Raw genomic sequence first — 21,514 nt, forward strand, 5'->3', positions numbered from 1 at the left:
ACTACGCCGCCGACGGCTTTTCCTGGAGACCCGCATGATCTGCACCCGCCCCAATCTCGCTTACCTCAAGGCTGCCTGGGCAGCGCACGCCAGTATCAGCGCCGAGAACTGCAAGCAGAGTTACGAAGAAGCGGGGATTTCATTCGAGCGCGTCAATCATTCCTGGATCGTGCACAAGAACGAGACCCAGGTCTCCACCATGCCGCTGCGCTATACCCGTCAGGAGCTGCGCATGGGCTTTCTGGGACGCATCGAGATGGAGGCGCGCAAAGCCGCGGCCGAAATCGAAGCCGTGCTGCTGCGGGATCTGGATCTGCCGGAAGGCCACACGCTGATCGTGGAGCTGGAGGAATCCATGCGTCATCTGCGTCGCAACGGCAGTCGTGCGCTGGCGATCTTCATGCTGCCCACCGCGGAAGCGTCCGAGCGCATCGGTGTGGAAATCCAAACGTTTCTGGATGCACCACGTGCCTGCCTTTATGCGCATCGCGTGACCGGCGAAGGTTATTCCGGCCCCGACCTGCTCGACGGCTTCACCAAGCGCGAACGCCATCCTCGCGCCGCTACCTATACCGAGCTGGCGCAACACATTGCGCAAACGCTCAATAGAGCGTTGGAGAGAATCTCAGCTCCATCTGCGCACGTGCAGTAGTTGCCGCGCGTAACAATATCTAGCCCTCACGGTCGTCATTCCCGCGAAAGCGGAGGTGCTTTTCAACAGCGAAGCTGGTCAATCCATCTTCGCCTTTCCATTACAGCAAATGGATTCCCGCTTTCACGGGAATGACGGCCATGGGGGATACGCGCCATGTATGATCCAACGCGCACCGTAATTTAAAACCGATTGTCGAACATCTCCCCTCTCCCCAAGGAAGCTGCCGATGAAATCGATCTTCTTAGCCTCAGCACTCGCGTTGCTGACCGGCGCATCGTTCGCCGCCGATCAACCCGATAACGTGCAGCGTATCAATCCTGCCACCCTGAGCACGCCACACGGCTATACACACGTCATCAGCGTCTATGGCGGTCGCACGATCTACATCGCCGGTCAGGTGCCGCTCGATCAGCATGGCGCGCTCGTTGGCGCTGGTGATTTCGCCGCGCAGGTACGGCAAACCTTCGAAAACCTGAAAGCCGCCTTGGCAGCCAGTGGCGCCGGTTTTTCCGACGTGGTGGAGATGACCACCTACGTGACTGACATGTCGCAAGTCGATACGTATCGCAAAATCCGCAACGAATACATGCACGATCCTTTGCCTACTGCGACCCTGGTGGAAGTGAAAGGCTTATTCCGCAGCGATGTGATGATTGAAGTAAGCGCAGTAGCGGTAATGCCAGTCGCACCTAACAACCTGGTAAGGCCTGCCGAGCACACGTCGAAAGGCTGAGCTCCAAGTCGTCAAAAAGTCACGAAAAAAGGCGGCTCAGGGCCGCCTTTTTTATCGCACGTAATAATGGCGTCCGGCACCATCGAACTTGCCGTTGCGCATGCAGCAGTTCTTGAAACAATCTCGCAGAACCGCAGGGGCAAGGATCATTGCGGCCGAGTTTCTCGAAACAACTCCTTGTCGCCGTGCACGATACGTACACCTTTTTTGACACGCTGCTCGGAAGGGAACCCCTTACGGCGTTTACTACTGCGCTCGAAAGCAGAAGTTATGGAATGACATGGCACATCTCCTTGGCCTGCCCGTTAGCGGGCGCGGCATGATAGCCCGGATGCTCCCTTCATTCGCACATGCCCCGGCTCACCCAAGAGCGCATGATGGGCGAGCAGCCCGGGCGCTGTGCCCGCTGCCACCGTTCATAGCGAGGGCCTTCCCATGCTCGACTGGCTGGACTACCGCAAACAACTCATGGGCCGCATCGGCGAGATCGGCAAACTCAGCCCCGACACTGTCGCCGGCTACCAGACCCTGTCCCACGCCGCCCAGAAAACCGGCCGCCTGGACGCCAAGACCCGCGAATTGATCGCCCTGGCCGTGGCCGTGACCACCCGCTGCGACGGCTGCATTACCGTGCACACCGGCGAAGCCTTGAAGCACGGTGCCAGCCACGAGGAAATCGCCGAGGCGCTGGGCGTGGCTATTGCCCTCAACGCCGGCGCGGCATTGGTGTACTCGGCCCGGGTGATGGATGCGGTCAGCGCGCACGAGGCGGGGCGCTAGGGCACCAGGGATTCGGCGTCACCATTTCAAAATTCGGGAAGCCAAACGTCTCCACTAGGTCAGGCCCCCTCTGACCGATGACCTTGGCTACCCGAAGACGGTGATGCTGTGCCCATGACCATCCCAGAAATCGAACTGCAACTGACCAGCCTGCAAAGCGCCATGCCACGCCTGCTCCAGGACAATCTGGGCACCGAGTTCTGGATCGAGTTTCTGGACCGCGCCGACGCCATCCGCAACCACGTGTCGCTCGACCATTACGACTGGGTTACCGAGCGGATCTACGAAGTGCTGGCCAGCTACGGCATTTCGACGCCATCCCAGTGGATCCTTTCCGCAGCCGCCAAGGCAGACTGAAGCGACTTAAGGGATCTGCCGTTCGGCCGATAGGGTCATCAAGGGGCCTATTCATGCGGGACCCGGGGGGCTTCACCATGACCGCACCAACCGCCGTCGCTGTGCTGATGCTGCACAACCAATCCTGTTCCCAATGCCGTGTGGGTGAACCCTGCGTGGTCACCGAGCGCATTCTGGATGATTGGATGCGCCGACAAGCGGCCACCTCACCCGAGCCCGAAGCAGCATGCATGGCCACCGAGGACGCCGCCTGACCGCGGCACATACCATCGTCCCATTCCCTCGCTAAGCTAGGCCCACTCCGATACGGAGCCAACGGGGAGTAAGGGGCTTATGCATCCGCATCCGTTATTCGGCCTGGTCGCCGCCATCCTGGCAGTGATTCCCGCCTGGAAAATCGTCGCCAAAGCCGGCTACAACGGCGCCTGGTCACTACTGATCTTTGTGCCGTTGATCAACATCATCATGATGTACGTGTTTGCGTTCAGTCAGTGGCCGACAGAGAAGTCGAGAGCGCCTTAGCCTGCAGCAAGCCATGCGTATAGGTTGGGGCGCAAACCCCAACCCACGTAATCGCTGCAATGGACCACACGAAGCACTCCAAACGTCCTTGAGTGCTTCGCACTTCTATCCGATAAAACCTTATGGCGGCGAAGCACCCAGCAGCCCCACCTTGTAACCCGCCTCACGCAGCCGGCTGGTGGCCTTCATGCTCAACACCACCAGGATCACCAGACCCACGAGCGGAACAAAGCACCCGATAATCAGCAGCACCTTGGTGCCGGTGGAATATCCCAAGCCCCCGCAAACGCGAGCGACGCCGATCAGCGCCATGACAATGGCAACAAGAGCCAAGGCCAACGCCAGACCACCTGAGTGCTGTAACGCGATGGTCAGAAAGTTCAGGATGATCGAATAAATAATCAGCTTCTGCCCACTGGCAACCTGCTGCAATTCGTCGGTGTTGGAAAAACCATTATCAACCTGCGAACGCGGTGCTTCGTACGGATTGTTGCTGCTCATGCTTCCCCCTATCAGCGTTAAGAAACCTGCCAGCGGTATGCAGGCAAGCATTAAAAAAACGTCAGACCCCTAGTGATTTACTGCAAAACTTTCAGTGCATCGCCGGGTATTCCCCGAACACCGAGCGACAGGCTTGCTTGTTATACAACAAAGATTATCTGGCGCGCTTTTCAATAAGCCTGCCAAGTTAGTCGAGACTCTCCCCTCCTCCCCCGGGATAAGGAGCGAAACCCCGGAAAAACCTCAGGTTATACCTCCCTATTCTGCGACTAAAGCCGCCCAATTAATGAATCAAAACAACCTTTCATGACTTAATCGGCACCCACCCCTGAAAGTCCCTTTCAGCCAGGGGACGGCTGTCATCAATACGGCAACACGTTTGCTAGCGAGGTGGTCGACTACATGCACACTGGAGAGCAGTACCACAACCTCATCCTGACTTCGCGGCGAGATCGAGTGGTGCGGGACAGATTCCAGAAGACGGCGCTGGATTTGCTTCCTGAGGGAGCAGATGTACTCGACTTTGGTGCCGGCACCGGTATTGATGCAAAAATATTCGCCGCTAAAGGACATCGTACTTTCGTGTATGAGCCCTCGCAGGCGATGAGCGAATACCTGACCCGATATTGCAGCGATGACATCGATCGTAAAAGCATTGTCACGGTGACATCGCCGCTTGCATGCAAGGTGCAAGCCGTCACAGCAAACTTCGCGGTGCTCAATCACTTCGCGAGTCACACGCTGCTTTTTGAAGAGTTGTCGCGCGTAGTCCACCATGGTGGCTTTGTCCTAGCCAGCATGCTCAACCCGTATTACCTCGGGGATGCGCGTTACAGCTGGTGGCGGGCAAATCTCATAAACCTCATACGGCACGGCCACTACGCCATCGAAAGTGAAAGCCGCATCCATCGTTTTACGCCGCGCTCCGTAGCGCGAGCAGCAACACCGCATTTCCAACTTGAGCGCTTGACCCCGCGTGGCTTCGGGCTGGCCACTCAGCTCTACATGTTCCTGCTATTTCGGCGCGGCTAACATGTGGAAAGATTGGATCAGGCCGTTCGTGCGCCCACTTCCGCAATGGTCTCCGGTGGCCATAGCACCTCCGTCGCAACTGGTCACCGCCACCTTGCGCTGGAACGGAAAATCGACAGATGTTACGGCAGACCACACCGTGGCTTCGCTCAGGCCGCTTACGATTGCGACCAGCTTTGACGCCGGCCAGCATCCCGTACTCGAGTACATCGATAGCACTACAGAAAAGCGGCTCGGCGTCTTGCGCCTGGTGCGAGCTGGGACGGTCAATACCGAAGATTCGTCAATTGCCCTCTACCACGTTGCATCAGGCGAACATCACTGCCTCACGTGGCCGCGACGCTCGTGGAACGCATGGCTTCAAAACCGTAGCATGCTGAAAAATCGCGCATCAAGTCACTTGAATATGGAACCTGCAGCGGCACAGCAGCTCATGATTGCTTATCTGTGTCCGCGGCCAGTCATCCTTGTCTCTGTCAATGCGCCAGGCCACCAAAATATCTTCCCGATGGATTTAATTGGCCCGCTAAAACGCAGCGGATTTTTTTCGCTAGCATTGCGCAGCACCAACGTTTCTCAGCCTGTGATGCGCGAAGTACGCCGAGTTGCGCTGTCAAACATCCCTGCGGCAATGAAGGGGATTGTTTACAAGCTCAGCGAGCACCATAAGCAGCCGCTTCAGGATTGGAGTTCGCTTCCGTTCCCGGTTCAACAGTCGCGGGAATTTGGCATTCCCGCCGTTGCTGCAGCACTCCGTGTTCAAGAGCTGGCCATTGTGCACAGCCAGGAAATTGGTTCGCACACATTCTTCCTTGGCCGCGTTATTTCTGAGGAACATTGGTCGGAAGGCGCGCAGCTGCATCACACGGCGGGCTTTCATCAAATTTATCGCCGCAAGCGGGATATTCCGTTTACAGAGGTCTAGCCTAAGCGCTATTCCACTAGGTCAAAAACCGCACGGGCAAAGCTCTTAGCCACCGTAGCCAGCCCTCTTTGGCAACAGAGGTCGTCACAATGCTGACACAGATGGACGCCATAACGATGACGCGTCCATGTGTCGGATCTTCGGCCTTTGCAACAAAATACGGCCTGCATGGCGTCCCCATGCATCTAAGCCCCGAAGAGAGAATGCGCGATCAGAGGCCTCCATGAACACCCTTTTTCCAGCTCTTTTCAGCCTCGTATTTATTTGCATTGGCGCAGGCATTATCAGCTTTGGGCGAAATACAGCAGCCAAGGCGAAGCGCAGCTCGTCCTGGCCCACGACTGAAGGGGAAATTGCGCATTCGGCGGTTCTCTTTCAGACGGACACATCCAGTACGGGCAATGCATCAACGTATAAGGCCGATATCGTCTATCGATACAAAGTGCACGGCAGGAGTTATTCGTCTTCCAAAATCTCCTTTTTGGATCTCGCTACCTCTGCAACCAATCGCGCACAAAATCTAGTGGACCGTTACCCCGACAATTCCACAGTTCAGGTCTACTACAACCCTGCCAACCCCTCCGAATCGGTGTTGGAGCCGGGCGACGCGAGCGGCATCACGTTCCTATACCTTGTCGGGTCTCTGTTCGCTGCGGGCGGCCTTTTCTTCCTGATCATGAGCTTGACGGGACACGTGCACGTACGTTGAGTCGGAGCGGAAACTCTTAACTCATCGGGCCGTGAATAGAAGCATTGGCACTGTCTCGCACCGTCTTCTAAATCGTAGACCGCTTCAGAAAAACGGATCACGCTCTATAGCCACACCGCTTTCCGTAAGCGGAACGCTCAGCGACTTCACCCACCCCGTTCAATCGCCTTAAAGCCACATCTTCCATGGCTACGCCCTGTGCACGCGCTTGAAAATCTCTCCGGAAACATTGGCCGAGACTCACTCGTCCGTCGTCTTCTGCTCCACGAAATGATTGAGCAGCACGTGACGACTCGCCGCCATGATTTCCTCGGCAAACGCCGCATCTGCACTCACGACGGAACGGGAAAGAATGAGTGCACCGACCATTTCGCAGCAGAACGCAATGGCCATTCGTCGAGTCTCCTCCTGGTTGTTACCTTCAGGAAGGTGCTCGGCCACGGGACCCGCAAGGATCTCGATCATCGCGTTGAGACCCTTGGAGAAAATTGTCTGCGCCTGATCACCTAAACGACGCACATCGGCGGAAAGACCTGCCACGGCGCAGCCATGCTCGATGTCACTGCAATGGGTGCCGGATAGATAGAAATCCACTTGCCGCTGAAGCCGATCACCGTCTGGCGACAGCGGGGCTGCGATGGCGTCTTTGAGATCCTGGTTTGCTTTTTCCATGGCGCTGGCCACCACTTCGGCCGCTAGTGCCTCCTTCGACTGGAAGTGGTTGTAAAAGCCGCCCTGTGTAAAACCTGCAGCTTTCATCAGCGCGTTCAGGCCAACACCGTCGATCCCGTGCTCGCGGAACAACTTCTCTGAGGCCTCAATGATGGCCTTACGGTTTTCCGCGGCCTTCTGTCTCGACACACCCATGGCAAACACCTTTCGTCACGACCAGTGATGGGAATTATAGCCGCGATCGAAAATAACAATGGTGATCGCCATTGACAATTCGTCCCAGGCGTCTAAACTCAATGTCGTTCACCATTGTGTTTCCGGAAGAACCAGTCAGCCTTAGAAATGTTAATAAAATCAATCAAATAAGACCAAGTATGCGGCCATCGAACTGCGAAACCTGAGTCTTTCCATCCACATCCATCTCGCAAAAGGACCATCCCATGAAACTCACAGGCAACACTATCTTCATCACCGGCGGCGGCTCTGGCATCGGTCGCGGCTTGGCCGAGGCGTTTCACAAACTGGGCAACCAAGTGATCATCTCTGGCCGTCGTGCCGAGCGCCTGAAGGCAACCATCGACGCCAATCCAGGCATGCAGGCCGTCGAGCTCGACATCACCGACCCTGCGAGCATCAAAGCCGTCGCGAATAAGTTGATAGCCGACCACCCTGACCTGAACGTGCTCATCAACAACGCCGGTGTCATGTTTCCCGATGGCGCCGCCGGCCCTGTTGACGATGATCTTCTGACATCGACGGTTGCCACTAACGTGCTGGGGCCGATTCGCATGACTTCTGCGCTTATCGAGCATTTGAAGTCAAAAGATCGGGCAGTCATCGCCAACGTCGCATCCGTGCTTGGCTATGTACCTTTGGCCATCACGGCCGTCTATAGCGCGACCAAAGCAGCACTGCATTCGTACACGCTGTCGCAGCGTTATCTGCTCAAAGACACCAACGTGTCGGTCATCGAAATTGCGCCACCGTGGGTGCGTACTGAACTCTTGAATAGCAGCGAAGAAGAGCGTGCGATGCCACTTGATGAGTTCATCGCCGGAGCAATGCAGCAGCTAGGTACTGATACCAACGAAATACTTGTTGGACAGGCACCGGCGATGCGTGCAAACCCCGGCCCCCATGAACACGCCTTCGTCAACCAGTTCAACGACATGTTTGCCGCCGGTTGATGAGTTGGCGAACACCCTGTTCGCTCCTCATAACGCCCAAGCCACTTAATTTCCCATTGAGGAAAGTGCTATGTCCAAGACCACCCCTGAGCAAAACAAGGCGCTTGTGCTCAAAGCGTTCGACACGCTTTTCAACAAACGCGATTACGACGCCGCTGAGCGTTTCTGGTCGGAAAAATATATCCAGCACAGCGCCCACATCCCACCCGGCCGCAACGGCTTGTTCAATTTGATTCGCAGCCTCCCCGCCACCCTGCGCTATGAGCCGGGAGTGATCTTTGCTGAAGGTGACTATGTGATGGTGCACGGTCGCTTTTCAGGCACCGGCCGGCCGACGGCCTGGATCGCTGCGGATGTTCTGCGCGTCGAAAACGGCGTCTTTGCCGAACACTGGGACGTATTGCAGGACGAGGCTACACAAGCCGAATCCCAGAGTGGCCTGCCGATGTTTGGAACGCGTTTCCCTGCATGATGGGGAACCTGCAAAGGATCAGGTTCACTTTCAAGGTTGAGTGAAAGTAAACAGGTGAACCTGATCCTACCTTTGTAACGATTGTTCTGGGTCCGAAGCGGGTACTGACCGACCCAATAGTGCCGGATGCTCAAAACCCTCTTGCTTGAGTGTTCTAACTTTGGGAAGCGCTCTTACCTCTTCTTGCTTGATGGCCTGGCCCATCCCCGGCGCTTTACTTGGCGCTTTTCAACCACTCAAGGGCGCGCCGCGTCCATGCTTCCGTCTGGCTCGTGTTCCATACGAAGGTCGCCACGCTTTGCGGAGGCATCGTGTATTCGAAACGAGTCTGGCCTTGCGCGACCGAGACGGGGTGCGCATCCGTATTACTGTTCACCATCACCAAGACGATCGATCCGTCGGAAGCGTTCTGGAATGCCACATTAGCGAAGCCCTTGTCGGTCAACGTGGATTCCACCCGAACGGCACCGGGCAAGACGAACCTGCTGAAGTGCGCCAACGCGTAGTATTCGTCGTTGCGACTCACCGCGCCTGTGCGCGAATCGATCGTAATCACTCCCTTGCAGGCATCACAACCGCCGAAATGCGGGCCGTGTTGCTCATCGAGCGCCAGGTTCCAGTAAATGACGCCACGAGCCCACTGCCTGATACCTGTGACAAGCAGCTCTCGTGTAAACCAGAGCAGCTCGCCATTTATGCTCGACGCCCAATCGCCCCCGGAACACTCGGTGATGTAGGTGTCCTTTGTGGGATACGCACGATGGACGCGACTTTGCGCATACTGGCTGCCGTCATAGCAATGCCAGGCAACGCCATCGATATAACCGGATGCATCGGGGGTTGCCAACACGCTCAATGCTTGTTCGGGCTGATTCCAGTTGTGATCCCATTCCAAGATCTGTGTTTTTTGCTTGCGGCTTGCCAACTTCGGGCCGAGATATTGAGCAACGATGCGCGCTCGCGTAGCCGCAGGCATTTCCATGCCAGGATACGTAATGGGTACGAAGCCGGGCTCATTCTGCAAAGTCAATGCGAAGATCGGGATGCCATAGCCCAGGTACGTGTCGAGATACTTGACGAGATAGTCCGCATACGTACTTTCGTACTGCGGCAGCAACTCCCCGCCAATCAGGTTTTCGCTGGTCTTCATCCATGCTGGCGCGCTCCATGGCGATGCGACGATGCGCAGCCCCGGATCGATGGCAAGGATCTGGCGCACCGTCGGTACCACGTCGTGCACAGTGGGCGTGACATTGAAATGCAGCAGCTGCGGATCGACCTGGCCGAAAGGAACATCATCCAGGGTATACGGCTTCAACGAGAAATCCGAAGCACCAATGGTCAGGCGCATCATGTTCAAGCCAAGATTGGGTGGTGGACCATATAGCTCGTGCAACAAGGCCCTGCGCTGAAAGAAATTCAGCTTGTTCTGAAGCAACCACGCCGACGAGTCCGTCATAGCCGCACCAAAACCGACCATGGTTTGATACTTCTTCTGGACGTCGATAACGATATCGGCCGGCAACGAGCCGCGGGCGGTCATTTCAATGTCGGACTGCTGCTGCAGCTTCAGTCGACGATTTGCCGTGCTCAGCCACAGCTCGACAGTGGGCGTGACCGGCCGCGTCGAAGGAGTAGCTTTAGGTTTTACTGCGGGTTGCTTGAAGCGTGGCGCATAAAGCGCGGCCAACGTAAGCAGGATGAGCAATGCGATGACGACGATGACCGTTCGATGGAAATCCAACCTGCGCTCATTCATGGAACGCAGATCACCCATGGCTCACGTTGCAGCGCACTTGGATCATGAAGCTTCCTGGTTTCCGCAGAATAGTAGCAAAGTGCTTTTTCTACATGAGAAACGCGCCGTGAGCTAGCCCTGTTTCCGCGGATGATTTCATCGATCACCTCAAACATTCTCTCGAATGTTTCGTGTAAGCGATATGGGCATGTTCGTTCTGGGTCGGAAGCAAACATGAGGATCTACCACAAGCTGAGCCGACCGGAGACAGCTTCTTCAAGGCTCAATGACAACATCCTTATCCTCGCCCATTCCATGGTATCCACCGGGAGCGATCACGGTGACGTGCCCTGGATCATCAGCCCGGTAGACGTTTGTGTAGATAGAGGTCGCCACCGTTCCTGAGCAGTCGTCGAACGTTAATGTGTTGTCGATCTTCCCACTCGCGATATTAACCAAGCGCAGGTCAACCATGGATACCGGGCAGTTTTTCGAGCGCCGATAAACACCCAGCAACATATGATTTTTGGCGTGATGCCACATGGGGATTTCGACAACGCCTTCTAGCAAAGGACCATTGCTTACGGTGTCATCGAGGCGTCCTACCTGGTTCAAGGCAATGGGGAGGCTCTTCTTGCCATCATTCCATTCGCCGGTCGCACCGTTGTCGGTAATGGTCAATGTGATGGGACATGGCTGGGGATGCTGCGGTGAACGGGCCGGAACGTGAGGCCCTTCAGCGAACGATGTGGGTTCCAGCGCCTCACACAGCACCATTTTTCCATCGGGATTGAGATGGCCCTGCAACGGAATGGGAATGCGATGGGCATCGTAGTAGTAACTTCCGTCGGCGTGATATTGGTTTGGTTGGTTATGGTCGAGGACGTCGTAGGTTTGCAAGGACACATGGACAGGAAGGCTTCCAATGGTGCCGGCATAGTTTCTGACTTGATACCATCCCGCGTGTGCAGATGATGCAACTACCAAAAGCAAATAAGGGGCAAGCCCGAATAGAATGCGTTTTACTGTCATCGGATGGGTCGCTTCAATAATCATCATGGATAGCGGGCTAGATCAGTGCGGATCGATGCGACATTCGCACGGCCTTTGTCATTCAACATAGGGATGATCTCGGCAAAGGGAACCTGGACTGTACAAGGCCTCATCGATCCGGCTCCCAGCCAAAAAACAAATCCCTTGGCATCCATGCTGACGTCGATATCGTCACTTACACCCATTGAGTCGTCGCACGCCACAACGTCTTCATCGGATTCCTCATCCCGCGCAACGCTCTTTTCCATGTGTCGCCCAATGATCAGTTCCAATGATTTTGTAGCGGTTTTTTTGCCCGAGCCAAACCAGGACCACAAATCGGTCATTTTCTCGCCCGTCACGCGGTTCCATAACACGCCTCCGCGTTCGGGAACCTCAGCAGACCCGCACGAACCCGGATAGAAAACCCACGTTGCATACACCCAGTGCTCTGTGAGAAAGACGGGTTCCAACTCACCACTGCCTGGACTCTCCGTCGCCGCGCTATCGTTGTTGTCGCCGGATGGGCAATACGTGGGTGAGTCGGGCATGACGTCGAGAAGGTCTGCATTGATCTTCGCGGTGATCTTGTCTTTCCCTACTAGCCGTATGAGCATGCTAGGACGCTCGTTGCGAAATTCGTCGGCGTTCATGTAGCTCAGCTTCACGTAGTGGATGCCGCTGACTTTGTCGATTTCCGTGCTGGCCACCGGAAAGTGGATGCCGTCGATAAATGATTTGTCGCCGCAGTTACCACTATTTCTAACGCGGTTCAGCCGTATCGCAAGCTCCTTGCCATGGCCCGACCAGATGGCGACCAGTCGCTCCGCGTCAGCGGTACGTATGGTCCAGACGCTATCAGCCTGATTTTCTTTGTGACCGGGCGACGCTTCCTTGAAGCGAAGTTGCGCAGCATTTACGTCTGGAAGATTCGCTGGGACGTAAAGCGACAATCTTATTGGCGTGGCGTGCTTGTCGTAATAGTAGAAACCATACTCCGCCGATGTGTAGCACGCAGTGATCGGCTGCGCCCCCAACGTTCCCTTCCAAATGCCACTAATCGATGGTGGATTCGCAGCACGCGCATAGCCGGCGCATAAAAACAGCACCAGCATGCCGGTCCATTGTGCAAAGGCGATAGTGACGCGACTCATCTCGTCCAATCCTAGTTAGGTCAGGTAGCCAGCATCTGTCTCGAACAAAAGAATAAATAGCAGCCAAGACCCATAGCATTTGCGATCAAGCAGGACGCTGCCGCTTTGGGCGTTCTCATATTTACTACTATCTCTTGGGGATCATAGCGCTGAGCGAGGGCAAGCTCGTGCGGTAGATATGGCGACTAGCTGGCACGCGGCACGTGCCCGCGATTCAGCCACTGACGCTACTTGGCAAGTGGCGCAAGCCATTGCAGCACCGCACGCGAAAGCTCAACACGCTGATCGGAATAGGCATGGTCGGTGGCCAAGTGCGTGGTGCTCACCTGTGTATCGCCTGCTTTCCGAAGCGACGCGGCGAAAGCTTCATTTGCATTCGTAAAGCCGTCGTCGGATGTGACGATCAACGCTGGTCGGCTCTTAAGCGCATCGACCTTTGACCGGAAGACCCAAGTTGATGCGTGATCCGCCAGCTCTTTGGCAAGTCCGTCCGCAGTGCATCCGCTGAGTGGGGCCATTCCTTCCGAGGCTAATCCTGCGCTCATGTCATGCAAGGCGGATTGTTGGGAGCCTTGTGCCGACATCTGCTCAAACACGCCGCCCATGTCAGCTGCCGAGATCATCGCAATTCCTTTGATGGCTGGGTCCGCTGAAGCGGCCTGGACCGTCATGAAGCCGCCCATGCTGTGTCCCACGAGGACGATGCGTGTCGGATCCAGACGCAGTCGCTTGGCGTTCGCGGGTTGCCGCAGATAGGCAAGCACGGCTGCGGTGTCTTCGATGCCGTGCGAGAACGAGAAAGCCCCAGACGAACCCCAGGCTCCGCGGTAGTTGAAGTAGACGACGTCCCATCCTGCGCGCCGGATGTCCTGCGCCAAATCCAGATTGCGCTCATTCCCCGGGAAGCCGTGCAGAAGAACTACTGTTGGATGTGGCTCGGCGCCTGCCGCAACGTAGACCAAGGCATTCATCTGTGCGCCATGGCTGGGGATCTGCATGGCTTCCATGGAGGCCCGGTTCTCGGTCTGGGGCTTCTTAACGATGCTCGTTTTGTCTGTTGTCGTTTCTGCATGCGCACAGGCAGGAGCCAGAGTAAGGCCCACGAACAAACAGGCTGCCAAGAACACAGATGTCATGCAAATCTTCATGTAGTCCCCACTAAATGAATAGCCAAGCTTCCACGAAAATTTGAATGGAAGCGCGAATGTGTTGCGGGTGCGAGCGTTGGTGCGGGAAAAGGACGCCGATCGGGATTGTCATCTATTTCTAGCAGAATCGAACGCTTCATGCGTCACATGCTTCCCCTCGATGAGAATCCACGCACTGACTGCACTCAACAGCGCGAGTGCCGAGGAAACTAGCATCACCCGCCGAAAACCTGAAACAAATGACACGTTCACCGCATGTCTCAATGCGACCACCGTCGCATCCGGATAGCCGCCGGGAATCACCATACCCGCGAGTTTCTGACGTTGCCCCACAACTGCGGAAACCAACGCTGCCGGTGCATGCAGGCTTTGGAGTTCGGTGTCCAATGTTGCATTGAAAGCCAGATTAAGCATGAGCCCAAACAGCGCGATGGCGAGCAGAGCCGCTGCGCGCGACACCGCGTTGTTAATGCCTGACGCCGTGCCTGCCAGCTCTTTTCCCACCGCATTCATGACAGTCGTGGTCAGCGGCGCCACCGTGACACTCATGCCAACGCCGAGCACACAAATAGCGGGAAAGAACGCCTTCCAATAGCCGCTCTCGGTTGAAGATAGCGCGAACATGGCGAATCCGATCGCCGCTATGGCCGGCCCTGTCACCAGCGGAAGCTTGGAGCCAAACCGGTCTACTAAGCGACCCGTCCAGCGCGACAACAGAAACATGATCGCAATAAACGGCAGTAACGCGGCGCCTGCTGCGGTGGCGCCATAGCCCTGCACCTGAATCAAGTTCAGTGGCAGAAAGAACAGGCTTCCACCCAGCGCCGCATAGAGCAGCAACGTCAGCATATTTGCGCCTGCAAAGTTGCGCTCGCGGAAGAGCGTCATGGAAAGCATGGGCGATGCTGCCCGCATCTCGACGCGCACGAATAGCAGTAGTGCGAAGATGCCGATAGCAGCGGCCATCCAGATCGGAGTTGCCGTCCAGCCACGAGATGGCGCCTCGATGAAAGCGAATACCATTCCCGCCAAGCCAATGGTCACCAAGCTGGCACCAAGCGTGTCGATGGGACCAGCATTCGTGCTTCCCTTGCTTTCGGGGACCTTCGCCATGCATATCGCTAGCAGTACGACGCCCACAGGCGCGTTGATCAGGAAGGCCCAGGGCCATGAGTAGTGCTCTACGAGAAAGCCCCCGATGACTGGACCGATCGCCGCGGTGATGCCACTGAACGCAGACCATGTGCCGATGGCTGCACCGCGTTCTGATTGCGGAAAGGTCGCACTGATCAACGCCAAGCTACCTGGCACCAGCAAGGCCGCGCCAATGCCTTGAATGGCGCGAGCAGTAATCAATGGCCCCACTCCAGAGGACAACGCACAACCGATCGACGCCAACATAAATACGCCCGCGCCGATCATGAAAATACGCTTGCGACCGAAGCGGTCTCCCAACGCCCCACCTACCAACAGCAGCGAAGCAAGAAACAGAGCATAAGACTCCATCACCCATTGGGCATCTGATGCCGTGGCACCCAGCGTTCGCTGGATAGTTGGAAGCGCCACGTTAACCACTGTGCCGTCGATGAAAGCAAGGCTGGAACCAAGGATCGCGGCCACAAGCGTCCAATGTCGCGATGGCGCCGAACAAGGTACTGCCTTTGCGCCGCTAAGGATCGCACCTTCATCGCAAGGAGGTCTTCCAATCTGGCTCATGGGCTTTACCGTAATTGGGATTCGGCTGAGCTTACTCTGCTATCAGTAGGGGAACCGACGAGAAGGGCGCTCGACGAACGAGAACGATAGAACGCAGCATTTGCCCGCCCTTACGCCCCGTTTCTACGGCAGCCAGCTTCGCGCGACTATCCTTATAAGCGGATGAGACTGGAGATGCCGCCATGTCCGAGAATACGAAGACTCCACTCGAACACGTCAACGACGTCCTTGCGCAACTCAAAGAGATGCGTCATTACGCGAAGAACAACGTCGAAACCCTGACGGCGCAGTGGCTGCTGTTCGATGGCGAACTCAAGAAACTCAAGCAGAGCGGGCCAATCGAAACGTTGATGACGCGTCAAAGCGAGCTGCACGATGCGCTGGAAGAAGAGATCGCCACGCTTGAGAAACTGGCGGCGACGCTACAGCCTCCTCCGGAGGAGACTAGCCCTCAGGCTTGATCAAACGCAGCGTGTTGAGCTGACGCTCAAGGGCTTCCATAGAGTCCCAGGGCAAGATGGGTGAATTTTGCCTTTCGTCGGGCGGATTCTTTGGCAGCCCATCAGACCAGCCACCACAGCCCACAAGCGGTAGCAGTGGCCGGTGATGAAGCCACGCAAAGCAAACTTCCGAGATGGTGCCGGCACGACCTCCGATGACGATACATGCATCGCCGGCAAGCGCCATGATCAGATTTCTGGCATCGCCCATTCCGCAGGGTATGACCACTGTTGCCGGCCAATCCGGCGCAGGCATGTCGGCATCCGTGATGATGCTGACGACCACTCCACCGGCGGCCTTGGCCCGTTCTGCCGCTACACGTGTCGCGGGACTTCCGCAACCGCTGATCACGGTAACTCCTAAACGAGCGAGTAACTCCCCAGCCTGTCCAGCCAAGTCGTATGCCTTGGACCCCGGCTCTGCACTTCCCAACACGCAAACTTGAGGCTGGCGAGTTCCACTGAACATGTCTGTCCTTGTGCTTGGTTCTTTAACTGCTGTGGCTGTTATGGAACGGGAGCGAACTTTGCCTATTCAACATCACGCCGCAACTTCCCTCGGCCATCTCCACGCATACCGGACGACAAGGACCGTCAGCGCCATCTCAATCACGCCTAGAACAATATAAAAAATCCACGCTCCCGGCATGGTGATCAGCATGATTGCGGTGTAGATCACACCAAGAATAATGTTTAGTAGACGATTCGTTCTCGGGGGCAATACCAGTGAAAGGAATACCATGACGCCTGGAATCGCCATCAGAACAGCGACAGGCACCAACGACGATTGACTTGTTGGGCCGATGGGGCCTTGTCCCGCCAACATTCCCTTGAGCTGCCCAGGCACATAAAGCCCGAAATAGTCGCCGTAGATGTAGCAAAACATCACCGCTGCCCACAGCGCTGACAGCTTCAGCTTCACATGAACCTTCATGTCTTGCAGCGTGATAGAGCTCATACCCTTTCCCCCGCCTCGACTGAACGGAACGAAGCCTTTTCGTTGCGTCTAACTAATGTGCCGCGGACGTTTCTGAACTACGCGTGCCAAAAGTACTCCGCTCCAACCGCCATAGGGACAGCGGACTTATGCTTAACGTAGTCACCAACCCATGCGCTTAATTTTCCACTGCAGCCCTGAGTGCTGCCACATCCGCTTTCGACAAGTAGCGTTCGAGCGGTGACGCCGGGTTGGGCGCGTAGAAGTATGCTGTCGCGGTGCCATCTTTTGACTCGAATAAGTTCAAGGTGGTCTGTCCGCCGCTTGGATCGCGCATGACAATGGCTAAGGCAATTGGCGCGGGAGGTGTTCCCATCAATCCTCTCCATCCGGCGTCGTGCGCTTTCATCCACGTCGACAGTCGCGCCACTTCTTGCGGGCTTAACGATCCACCGGAAACTTGAGGGCCATAGACGGACGCCGTTGCAATGTCGGGCATTTTGATAATCCTGTAGCAACCTGCCAGATCAAGCACTAGCGTAACGATGAGAGCGATTCGCACCATGACACGCATAACACCTCCTTCCTCCCCTTGCGGCTCAAGTCTGAGTCACTCCCGGATCAACACCCCATAAATACGCACAGCATGCTCAGGCAATTTTTTGAGTCACCTACTTTAGTGGCCTCGATCATGTGATCGCAGACTTCAAACCTGAGCCGCCACCCTGCCTTTCTACTTATCTGCCTTTGAATCCTCTGTTTTTGTCGCCAGATCGCGCTCATGCACCGCCTTGGCTATCGCTTTCAGCGCGCCCTCGGTACCTTCGCAAGCATCATTGGCCAGTAACACAAAGCCTTCGTGCTGCTTCGGATAGAGTACTACCTGGCTGGACATGCCGAAGCTTCCGCCACCGTGCCAGATAACGGGCTGACCTTGATCGTTTCCGAGGTTCCAGGCCATGGCATCGCCGTCGTTCGCGTTACCTATCAAAACCTGGTGGGATAGACGGACGGAGGCATCACTGTCATCCAGTTGCCAGCGGACGTATTTCGCCATGTCCTCGGTGGATGCATACAGCCCCCACGCCGCGCCTGCGTTTTGTGGGCGATATGGGGTACCGCGGCCATAGCGGTCGTAGCCGTTGACGAGGCGCGATTGTTCGTTGCTATCCAACATGAAGCCGGTGGACGCCATTCCCAGCGGTTGCGTGATGTATTGGCGCAACAACTCGTTGAACGGCTTGCCGTATACCTCTTCCACGCCAAGCCCGATCACGAGAAAACCGGCGTTGGAGTAAACCTGCTTTTCGCCGGGCGCACTACGCAGTTTGGTGTCGTGCAACGCAGCCAGGAACTGCTCGCGGCCGAAGCCCTGGTTGAGGGCGACCATGCGAGCGTTGAAGTCGGGCGCATTCTTGTTCGCAAAGAGCGCATCGGTATCGGGGATATCGCGCGGCATACCGGAGTAATGCGTGACTAATGTGCGCAAGGTGATCGGCTGGCCGCTCCAGGCAAGGTTGCGGTAGTCGCCCGGCAGATCATTGCGGAAGTCACCATTCAAGCTCATGCGGCCGTCGGCGATCGCTCGCGCTGCCAACGTTGCGGTAAATGTTTTAGTGACCGAGGCCAGCTCGTAGATGCTTCGCGGGGTTGGCTTCTCGGCTTTGCTGCGCGATGTGCTGCCGTAGTCGTAGAAGTAGGATTGGCCCGCCTCCACCACCGTAATCGAAACGCCAACATGGCAGCGGTTGCGGAAGTAATCGTTGGCTGCCTTGTCAACGGCAATATCCAGTGCCGAGTGGCGCGGGTTGTCGCTGGGTATTCCGCTCGCTGCGGCGGATGTGCAAACGGCGGTGGCCAAGTAAAGCAACACCAGAACGCACCCCATCCACCGCTTGCTTGTCTTCGCAGATTTAGAGCTCTGCGCCATCCGTCGAGGCATAACCGTTCCTTCAATGGGAAGCTGTTGTGGAAGCCGATAAAGACATGCAAGCAGCGCGTAAGAACTTCAGCGAAGACTTATGCCAGCATCGCGGCCAGGGTCGACACACAGATCACTACGCAGACGGCAAAGAAGCTGTTGAGCATCAGGGTTTCAAATTTCATGGTGGCTCTCCGTTCGATAAGTTAGTGAGGCTTTCGAGATAGGTGTTGCAAGGCCGATGCCAACTGCATCAACGCTTCGAAAACCGCATAACGGCGCCATTTGTGACGGAGAGTGGAGATATGCCGCTTTGTCCGCGGACAGTTGTCTGCGTTGTCCGGACGGTGCACGGACAAAACTATTTCAGGAAGGTCACGCCACGATTGCTTATAAAATAGAAAAGAGTGCGATCAATCCGCACTTTTCTTAGAGTTAGGTGAGACAGTCCATTTCTTGAGTGGATCAAGCTTGCCAAGTGGCATCGACTGCAAAAATAGACGAAATGGGAAGGGGCGGAGTGCTTTTCTATAGAAGAGCACTCCGCCCTCTTCATTACATGCCCTAGTGCGAACCCACCACTATCGAACGCCGGTACATATCGTTATTCGTCGGCCAATTCACTTCCGGGTCTGAGTAGTACAGGTAAGAAACATTGTTGATCTTTACCAGCTGCGGATATCCCATCCAGCAACTTCCCGAATCATGCGCCTTCAGGATGGGATTGTTCGGCGACTGTACCCACGCAGCGGGATTGGAAAGGTTGCCTTCATAGACCCTGGACAGGCCAATACCCCAATGGCCGCTGCAGTTATATGCATCCGCTCCTTCGGCCACCATGTAGTAATAGCCATCCTCGTATAGCACGCCGCCAGAACCATTGTTGTTCGCATTCCACGATCCTGTCGGCGGCTGCGGCAAGGCGCCATAAGTCGGATCCGACCATATAGCTGCTGCTGCGGGCCAGACGGCGTTACTGTTCCACGTCTGCAGGTAATTCATCGACGCTTGATGCCGTGACGTGATACTAGCTGTGCTGTTCACATCGACCCATTGCAGATAGAGCGCCTGCGTATTCACATCTTGGATGACATTGGGCGTACTCGCGCTGCTGTTGTAATCAGGAGGCGTCACCAAAGCCCCTTGTACGGTCCAATTGTTGACGCCGTCCCCTGAGTAGGCGAGCAGCGAAGAAAATGGATGCGAGCCGGCACCTTCAAATACCAGGTAATAGCCATTACTAGTCTTGTAAGCCGTACCGTCGTAGGCAGTCACCAAGGTACCAAATCCGGGTACGGTGGGATTCGGCGTCACTGAAATAATCGGCGAAGGCTGTGCGGCAAAGCTTGCTCCGCCGTCACTGGATATGCCCATGTGTTCTTCGAAATTACCGTTAGACAGTTGCTGCCTGTAGTACCCGTACAACTGCCCACTACCGTTGGAGACAACGGAAAGCCTTCCAGGCGAGCTGGTAAGGGCCGATGTCGACGGGGAACCCTGCGTATAAAATCCGATCTGCTGATATCCGCTCGATTGAGGGCTTACGAGTTGAAGCCTGATCGAGTCGACGGCCAGTCCCGGGTCCGACCAATCCGCCAGCACAACCCCTTGGCCATTGTATGTAAACGTATTGAGGGCTTTGTACCATTGGTAGCCCGTGGATGACACCGCCGTACCTTGCGAAGCGACGGTTTGATTCTGAGACGTCGCAATCAGTCCGTAATTATGCGATTGACCATCGGTGGAGCGCATTCTGACGTCGACGCTGTATTGCGCACCCGACACCAACCCAGTGGCTGGAACATTCCACCATAGGTAAATGCCCGTGGAGCTGCGCGTTACAGATTGACCATCGCTGGCTGCGCTGTCATCCGACACTGTTCCGCCGGCGATGGGGGCAGCCGGCTGAGTGGTGACGCCCGACATGCCAGCATTACCAAACCACGCGTGGTAGAGGCTCAACGTAGGGTCTAGGGGCTTGTCCTGCACAACGCGCACCTGATCGACCACTAGATTCGGATCGGAATAATCGGCAATGCGGACTGAAGAGCCGGTGTAGCTGAAGTCGCCGATCGGCACCCAAGTATATGTACTGCTGGTCACGGGGGCGGACATGACCGCGACCTCCGTGTTGTTGACGACGACATGCTCCGTAAAGGTTGCCGACGCCACGCCCTGCGTTCTGATCCTGGCGTAAACCGTGTAGTTGCCGTGCAACATGGGCGTCGCGTTTGGCGTCCACCATGTGTAAATGCCGCCGGTAGTGCGAGTTACTGCCGATCCGGATATGGCCGCAGGATCCGATATCACCGTGCCGCCCGAGACCGTGGCGGCGTTGACCGTCTGAATTGGCTCAATAATCAGTTTGTCGATCGCCATGGACGGGTCGGACCAATCGGACATGCGCAATTCGCTTCCGGCGAAGCTGTACTCGCCCAGCCGATACCAGTGATAAGCACTCGATGCGACGGTACCGCCCAGCGACGCAATCTGATTTTCGTTGGCGTAGACATAGTCGGTAATACCATGCGCATTTCCGTCCAAGGAACGGGCACGCACAAACATGACGTAATCGCCACTGGGTACCGAATTGTTCAAAACCCACCATGTATAGATGCCGGATGTCGTCCTGGTAACAGCCTGCTGATTGCTCGCATCTGCATCCGTGATGACGGTTCCACCAGATACCGCCTCTGCCTCTACGGTATCTTGTGCGAAAGCTTGAGTTGCCCATGGCAGCGCAGCGAACATCGCTAACGCTAATAAACCCTTTGTTGTTCTCATCGATCACTGCTCCCTGTTGAAAAGTAGAACGAACGAAAT

General features: G+C 56.1%; 25 protein-coding genes. 12 read left to right on the plus strand and 13 right to left on the minus strand.

Going from position 1 to position 21,514, the window contains the following annotated elements:
* Positions 1 to 34 precede the first annotated feature (34 nt).
* Positions 35 to 652, plus strand: coding sequence for a hypothetical protein (locus QQJ86_RS07380; RefSeq protein ID WP_284320259.1), 618 nt, complete (start codon positions 35 to 37; stop codon positions 650 to 652).
* A 229-nt stretch (positions 653 to 881) separates the two neighbouring features.
* The gene (locus QQJ86_RS07385) at positions 882 to 1,388 is read left to right on the plus strand and encodes a RidA family protein (protein ID WP_284320260.1); all 507 of its coding nucleotides are present in this window, start codon (positions 882 to 884) and stop codon (positions 1,386 to 1,388) included.
* 19 nt (positions 1,389 to 1,407) lie between these two features.
* Here QQJ86_RS07385 and QQJ86_RS22800 read toward each other — a convergent pair whose 3' ends face one another.
* On the minus strand, positions 1,408 to 1,602 hold the full coding sequence (locus QQJ86_RS22800; RefSeq protein ID WP_425604580.1) for an SEC-C metal-binding domain-containing protein: 195 nt from the start codon (positions 1,600 to 1,602) through the stop codon (positions 1,408 to 1,410).
* 221 nt (positions 1,603 to 1,823) lie between these two features.
* On the opposite strand from QQJ86_RS22800, the gene QQJ86_RS07390 reads away from it, so the two are divergent.
* The 4 genes from QQJ86_RS07390 (at position 1,824) to QQJ86_RS07405 (ending at position 3,047) form a co-directional block, all read left to right on the plus strand.
* On the plus strand, positions 1,824 to 2,168 hold the full coding sequence (locus tag QQJ86_RS07390) for a carboxymuconolactone decarboxylase family protein (RefSeq protein ID WP_284320261.1): 345 nt from the start codon (positions 1,824 to 1,826) through the stop codon (positions 2,166 to 2,168).
* A gap of 114 nt (positions 2,169 to 2,282) precedes the next feature.
* On the plus strand, positions 2,283 to 2,525 hold the full coding sequence (locus QQJ86_RS07395) for a hypothetical protein (RefSeq protein WP_284320262.1): 243 nt from the start codon (positions 2,283 to 2,285) through the stop codon (positions 2,523 to 2,525).
* A gap of 77 nt (positions 2,526 to 2,602) precedes the next feature.
* Positions 2,603 to 2,779 (plus strand): hypothetical protein, encoded by a 177-nt coding sequence (locus QQJ86_RS07400; protein WP_284320263.1) that lies wholly within the window; start codon positions 2,603 to 2,605, stop codon positions 2,777 to 2,779.
* A gap of 79 nt (positions 2,780 to 2,858) precedes the next feature.
* Positions 2,859 to 3,047 carry a DUF805 domain-containing protein gene (locus QQJ86_RS07405; RefSeq protein WP_284320264.1) on the plus strand — a complete coding sequence of 63 codons (189 nt, stop codon included), beginning with the start codon at positions 2,859 to 2,861 and terminating at the stop codon, positions 3,045 to 3,047.
* A 120-nt stretch (positions 3,048 to 3,167) separates the two neighbouring features.
* Here QQJ86_RS07405 and QQJ86_RS07410 read toward each other — a convergent pair whose 3' ends face one another.
* A complete protein-coding gene (locus tag QQJ86_RS07410; RefSeq protein ID WP_284320265.1) occupies positions 3,168 to 3,548 on the minus strand; it encodes a hypothetical protein in 381 nt (126 codons plus the stop codon).
* 402 nt (positions 3,549 to 3,950) lie between these two features.
* On the opposite strand from QQJ86_RS07410, the gene QQJ86_RS07415 reads away from it, so the two are divergent.
* From QQJ86_RS07415 to QQJ86_RS07425, 3 genes are all read left to right on the plus strand, one after another.
* Positions 3,951 to 4,580 (plus strand): class I SAM-dependent methyltransferase, encoded by a 630-nt coding sequence (locus QQJ86_RS07415; RefSeq protein WP_284320266.1) that lies wholly within the window; start codon positions 3,951 to 3,953, stop codon positions 4,578 to 4,580.
* A gap of 1 nt (position 4,581) precedes the next feature.
* Entirely contained in the window at positions 4,582 to 5,505 is a 924-nt protein-coding gene (locus QQJ86_RS07420) for a flavin reductase (protein ID WP_284320267.1), read from the plus strand.
* A gap of 223 nt (positions 5,506 to 5,728) precedes the next feature.
* On the plus strand, positions 5,729 to 6,214 hold the full coding sequence (locus QQJ86_RS07425) for a DUF3592 domain-containing protein (RefSeq protein WP_284320268.1): 486 nt from the start codon (positions 5,729 to 5,731) through the stop codon (positions 6,212 to 6,214).
* 240 nt (positions 6,215 to 6,454) lie between these two features.
* On the opposite strand, the gene QQJ86_RS07430 is transcribed toward QQJ86_RS07425, so the two are convergent.
* Positions 6,455 to 7,081: a TetR/AcrR family transcriptional regulator gene (locus QQJ86_RS07430; RefSeq protein WP_284320269.1), complete on the minus strand. Its 627-nt coding sequence runs from the start codon at positions 7,079 to 7,081 to the stop codon at positions 6,455 to 6,457.
* A gap of 245 nt (positions 7,082 to 7,326) precedes the next feature.
* Between QQJ86_RS07430 and QQJ86_RS07435 the strand changes: the two genes are divergently transcribed.
* Positions 7,327 to 8,073, plus strand: coding sequence for an SDR family oxidoreductase (locus QQJ86_RS07435; protein ID WP_284320270.1), 747 nt, complete (start codon positions 7,327 to 7,329; stop codon positions 8,071 to 8,073).
* A gap of 70 nt (positions 8,074 to 8,143) precedes the next feature.
* Positions 8,144 to 8,545, plus strand: a complete 402-nt coding sequence (locus QQJ86_RS07440) for a nuclear transport factor 2 family protein (protein WP_284320271.1) — start codon at positions 8,144 to 8,146, stop codon at positions 8,543 to 8,545.
* 214 nt (positions 8,546 to 8,759) lie between these two features.
* On the opposite strand, the gene QQJ86_RS07445 is transcribed toward QQJ86_RS07440, so the two are convergent.
* From QQJ86_RS07445 to QQJ86_RS07465, 5 genes are all read right to left on the minus strand, one after another.
* Positions 8,760 to 10,304, minus strand: coding sequence for a glycoside hydrolase family 30 protein (locus QQJ86_RS07445; RefSeq protein WP_284320272.1), 1,545 nt, complete (start codon positions 10,302 to 10,304; stop codon positions 8,760 to 8,762).
* A gap of 255 nt (positions 10,305 to 10,559) precedes the next feature.
* A complete protein-coding gene (locus tag QQJ86_RS07450; RefSeq protein WP_284320273.1) occupies positions 10,560 to 11,342 on the minus strand; it encodes a hypothetical protein in 783 nt (260 codons plus the stop codon).
* Positions 11,339 to 12,430, minus strand: a complete 1,092-nt coding sequence (locus QQJ86_RS07455; protein WP_284320274.1) for a hypothetical protein — start codon at positions 12,428 to 12,430, stop codon at positions 11,339 to 11,341. Before QQJ86_RS07455 ends, QQJ86_RS07450 begins: the two co-directional genes overlap by 4 nt.
* A 266-nt stretch (positions 12,431 to 12,696) precedes the next feature.
* Positions 12,697 to 13,572, minus strand: coding sequence for an alpha/beta hydrolase family protein (locus tag QQJ86_RS07460; protein ID WP_284320477.1), 876 nt, complete (start codon positions 13,570 to 13,572; stop codon positions 12,697 to 12,699).
* Between the two features lie 153 nt (positions 13,573 to 13,725).
* Entirely contained in the window at positions 13,726 to 15,237 is a 1,512-nt protein-coding gene (locus QQJ86_RS07465) for an MFS transporter (RefSeq protein ID WP_284320275.1), read from the minus strand.
* Positions 15,238 to 15,515: 278 nt separating this feature from the next.
* On the opposite strand from QQJ86_RS07465, the gene QQJ86_RS07470 reads away from it, so the two are divergent.
* Positions 15,516 to 15,794: a hypothetical protein gene (locus QQJ86_RS07470; RefSeq protein WP_284320276.1), complete on the plus strand. Its 279-nt coding sequence runs from the start codon at positions 15,516 to 15,518 to the stop codon at positions 15,792 to 15,794.
* Here QQJ86_RS07470 and QQJ86_RS07475 read toward each other — a convergent pair.
* The 5 genes from QQJ86_RS07475 to QQJ86_RS07495 all read right to left on the minus strand — a co-directional run bounded on the left by QQJ86_RS07475 (position 15,778) and on the right by QQJ86_RS07495 (position 21,475).
* Positions 15,778 to 16,302: an SLOG cluster 4 domain-containing protein gene (locus QQJ86_RS07475; RefSeq protein WP_284320277.1), complete on the minus strand. Its 525-nt coding sequence runs from the start codon at positions 16,300 to 16,302 to the stop codon at positions 15,778 to 15,780. The two genes, QQJ86_RS07470 and QQJ86_RS07475, sit on opposite strands and share 17 nt — an antisense overlap.
* A 72-nt stretch (positions 16,303 to 16,374) precedes the next feature.
* Positions 16,375 to 16,791, minus strand: coding sequence for a DUF6326 family protein (locus tag QQJ86_RS07480; RefSeq protein WP_284320278.1), 417 nt, complete (start codon positions 16,789 to 16,791; stop codon positions 16,375 to 16,377).
* A gap of 157 nt (positions 16,792 to 16,948) precedes the next feature.
* Entirely contained in the window at positions 16,949 to 17,344 is a 396-nt protein-coding gene (locus QQJ86_RS07485; RefSeq protein ID WP_284320279.1) for a hypothetical protein, read from the minus strand.
* Between the two features lie 159 nt (positions 17,345 to 17,503).
* Positions 17,504 to 18,658: a serine hydrolase domain-containing protein gene (locus QQJ86_RS07490; RefSeq protein ID WP_284320280.1), complete on the minus strand. Its 1,155-nt coding sequence runs from the start codon at positions 18,656 to 18,658 to the stop codon at positions 17,504 to 17,506.
* A 597-nt stretch (positions 18,659 to 19,255) separates the two neighbouring features.
* Positions 19,256 to 21,475: a hypothetical protein gene (locus tag QQJ86_RS07495; RefSeq protein WP_284320281.1), complete on the minus strand. Its 2,220-nt coding sequence runs from the start codon at positions 21,473 to 21,475 to the stop codon at positions 19,256 to 19,258.
* Between the last annotated feature and the right edge of the window lie 39 nt (positions 21,476 to 21,514).

The organism is Dyella acidisoli (assembly GCF_030160295.1).
GTDB lineage: Bacteria > Pseudomonadota > Gammaproteobacteria > Xanthomonadales > Rhodanobacteraceae > Dyella_B > Dyella_B acidisoli.

Coding starts and splice junctions, on each gene's coding strand:
- QQJ86_RS07450 (WP_284320273.1), bottom strand. CDS start 11,342: ATGATGATTATTGAAGCGACCCATCCGATGACAGTAAAACGCATTCTA.
- QQJ86_RS07385 (WP_284320260.1), top strand. CDS start 882: ATGAAATCGATCTTCTTAGCCTCAGCACTCGCGTTGCTGACCGGCGCA.
- QQJ86_RS07405 (WP_284320264.1), top strand. CDS start 2,859: ATGCATCCGCATCCGTTATTCGGCCTGGTCGCCGCCATCCTGGCAGTG.
- QQJ86_RS07415 (WP_284320266.1), top strand. CDS start 3,951: ATGCACACTGGAGAGCAGTACCACAACCTCATCCTGACTTCGCGGCGA.
- QQJ86_RS07425 (WP_284320268.1), top strand. CDS start 5,729: ATGAACACCCTTTTTCCAGCTCTTTTCAGCCTCGTATTTATTTGCATT.
- QQJ86_RS07455 (WP_284320274.1), bottom strand. CDS start 12,430: ATGCTGGTGCTGTTTTTATGCGCCGGCTATGCGCGTGCTGCGAATCCA.
- QQJ86_RS07380 (WP_284320259.1), top strand. CDS start 35: ATGATCTGCACCCGCCCCAATCTCGCTTACCTCAAGGCTGCCTGGGCA.
- QQJ86_RS07395 (WP_284320262.1), top strand. CDS start 2,283: ATGACCATCCCAGAAATCGAACTGCAACTGACCAGCCTGCAAAGCGCC.
- QQJ86_RS07470 (WP_284320276.1), top strand. CDS start 15,516: ATGTCCGAGAATACGAAGACTCCACTCGAACACGTCAACGACGTCCTT.
- QQJ86_RS07390 (WP_284320261.1), top strand. CDS start 1,824: ATGCTCGACTGGCTGGACTACCGCAAACAACTCATGGGCCGCATCGGC.
- QQJ86_RS07445 (WP_284320272.1), bottom strand. CDS start 10,304: ATGAATGAGCGCAGGTTGGATTTCCATCGAACGGTCATCGTCGTCATC.
- QQJ86_RS07410 (WP_284320265.1), bottom strand. CDS start 3,548: ATGAGCAGCAACAATCCGTACGAAGCACCGCGTTCGCAGGTTGATAAT.
- QQJ86_RS07480 (WP_284320278.1), bottom strand. CDS start 16,791: ATGAGCTCTATCACGCTGCAAGACATGAAGGTTCATGTGAAGCTGAAG.
- QQJ86_RS07435 (WP_284320270.1), top strand. CDS start 7,327: ATGAAACTCACAGGCAACACTATCTTCATCACCGGCGGCGGCTCTGGC.
- QQJ86_RS07430 (WP_284320269.1), bottom strand. CDS start 7,081: ATGGGTGTGTCGAGACAGAAGGCCGCGGAAAACCGTAAGGCCATCATT.
- QQJ86_RS07495 (WP_284320281.1), bottom strand. CDS start 21,475: ATGAGAACAACAAAGGGTTTATTAGCGTTAGCGATGTTCGCTGCGCTG.
- QQJ86_RS07485 (WP_284320279.1), bottom strand. CDS start 17,344: ATGCGTGTCATGGTGCGAATCGCTCTCATCGTTACGCTAGTGCTTGAT.
- QQJ86_RS07475 (WP_284320277.1), bottom strand. CDS start 16,302: ATGTTCAGTGGAACTCGCCAGCCTCAAGTTTGCGTGTTGGGAAGTGCA.
- QQJ86_RS07420 (WP_284320267.1), top strand. CDS start 4,582: ATGTGGAAAGATTGGATCAGGCCGTTCGTGCGCCCACTTCCGCAATGG.
- QQJ86_RS07440 (WP_284320271.1), top strand. CDS start 8,144: ATGTCCAAGACCACCCCTGAGCAAAACAAGGCGCTTGTGCTCAAAGCG.
- QQJ86_RS07400 (WP_284320263.1), top strand. CDS start 2,603: ATGACCGCACCAACCGCCGTCGCTGTGCTGATGCTGCACAACCAATCC.
- QQJ86_RS07490 (WP_284320280.1), bottom strand. CDS start 18,658: ATGGGGTGCGTTCTGGTGTTGCTTTACTTGGCCACCGCCGTTTGCACA.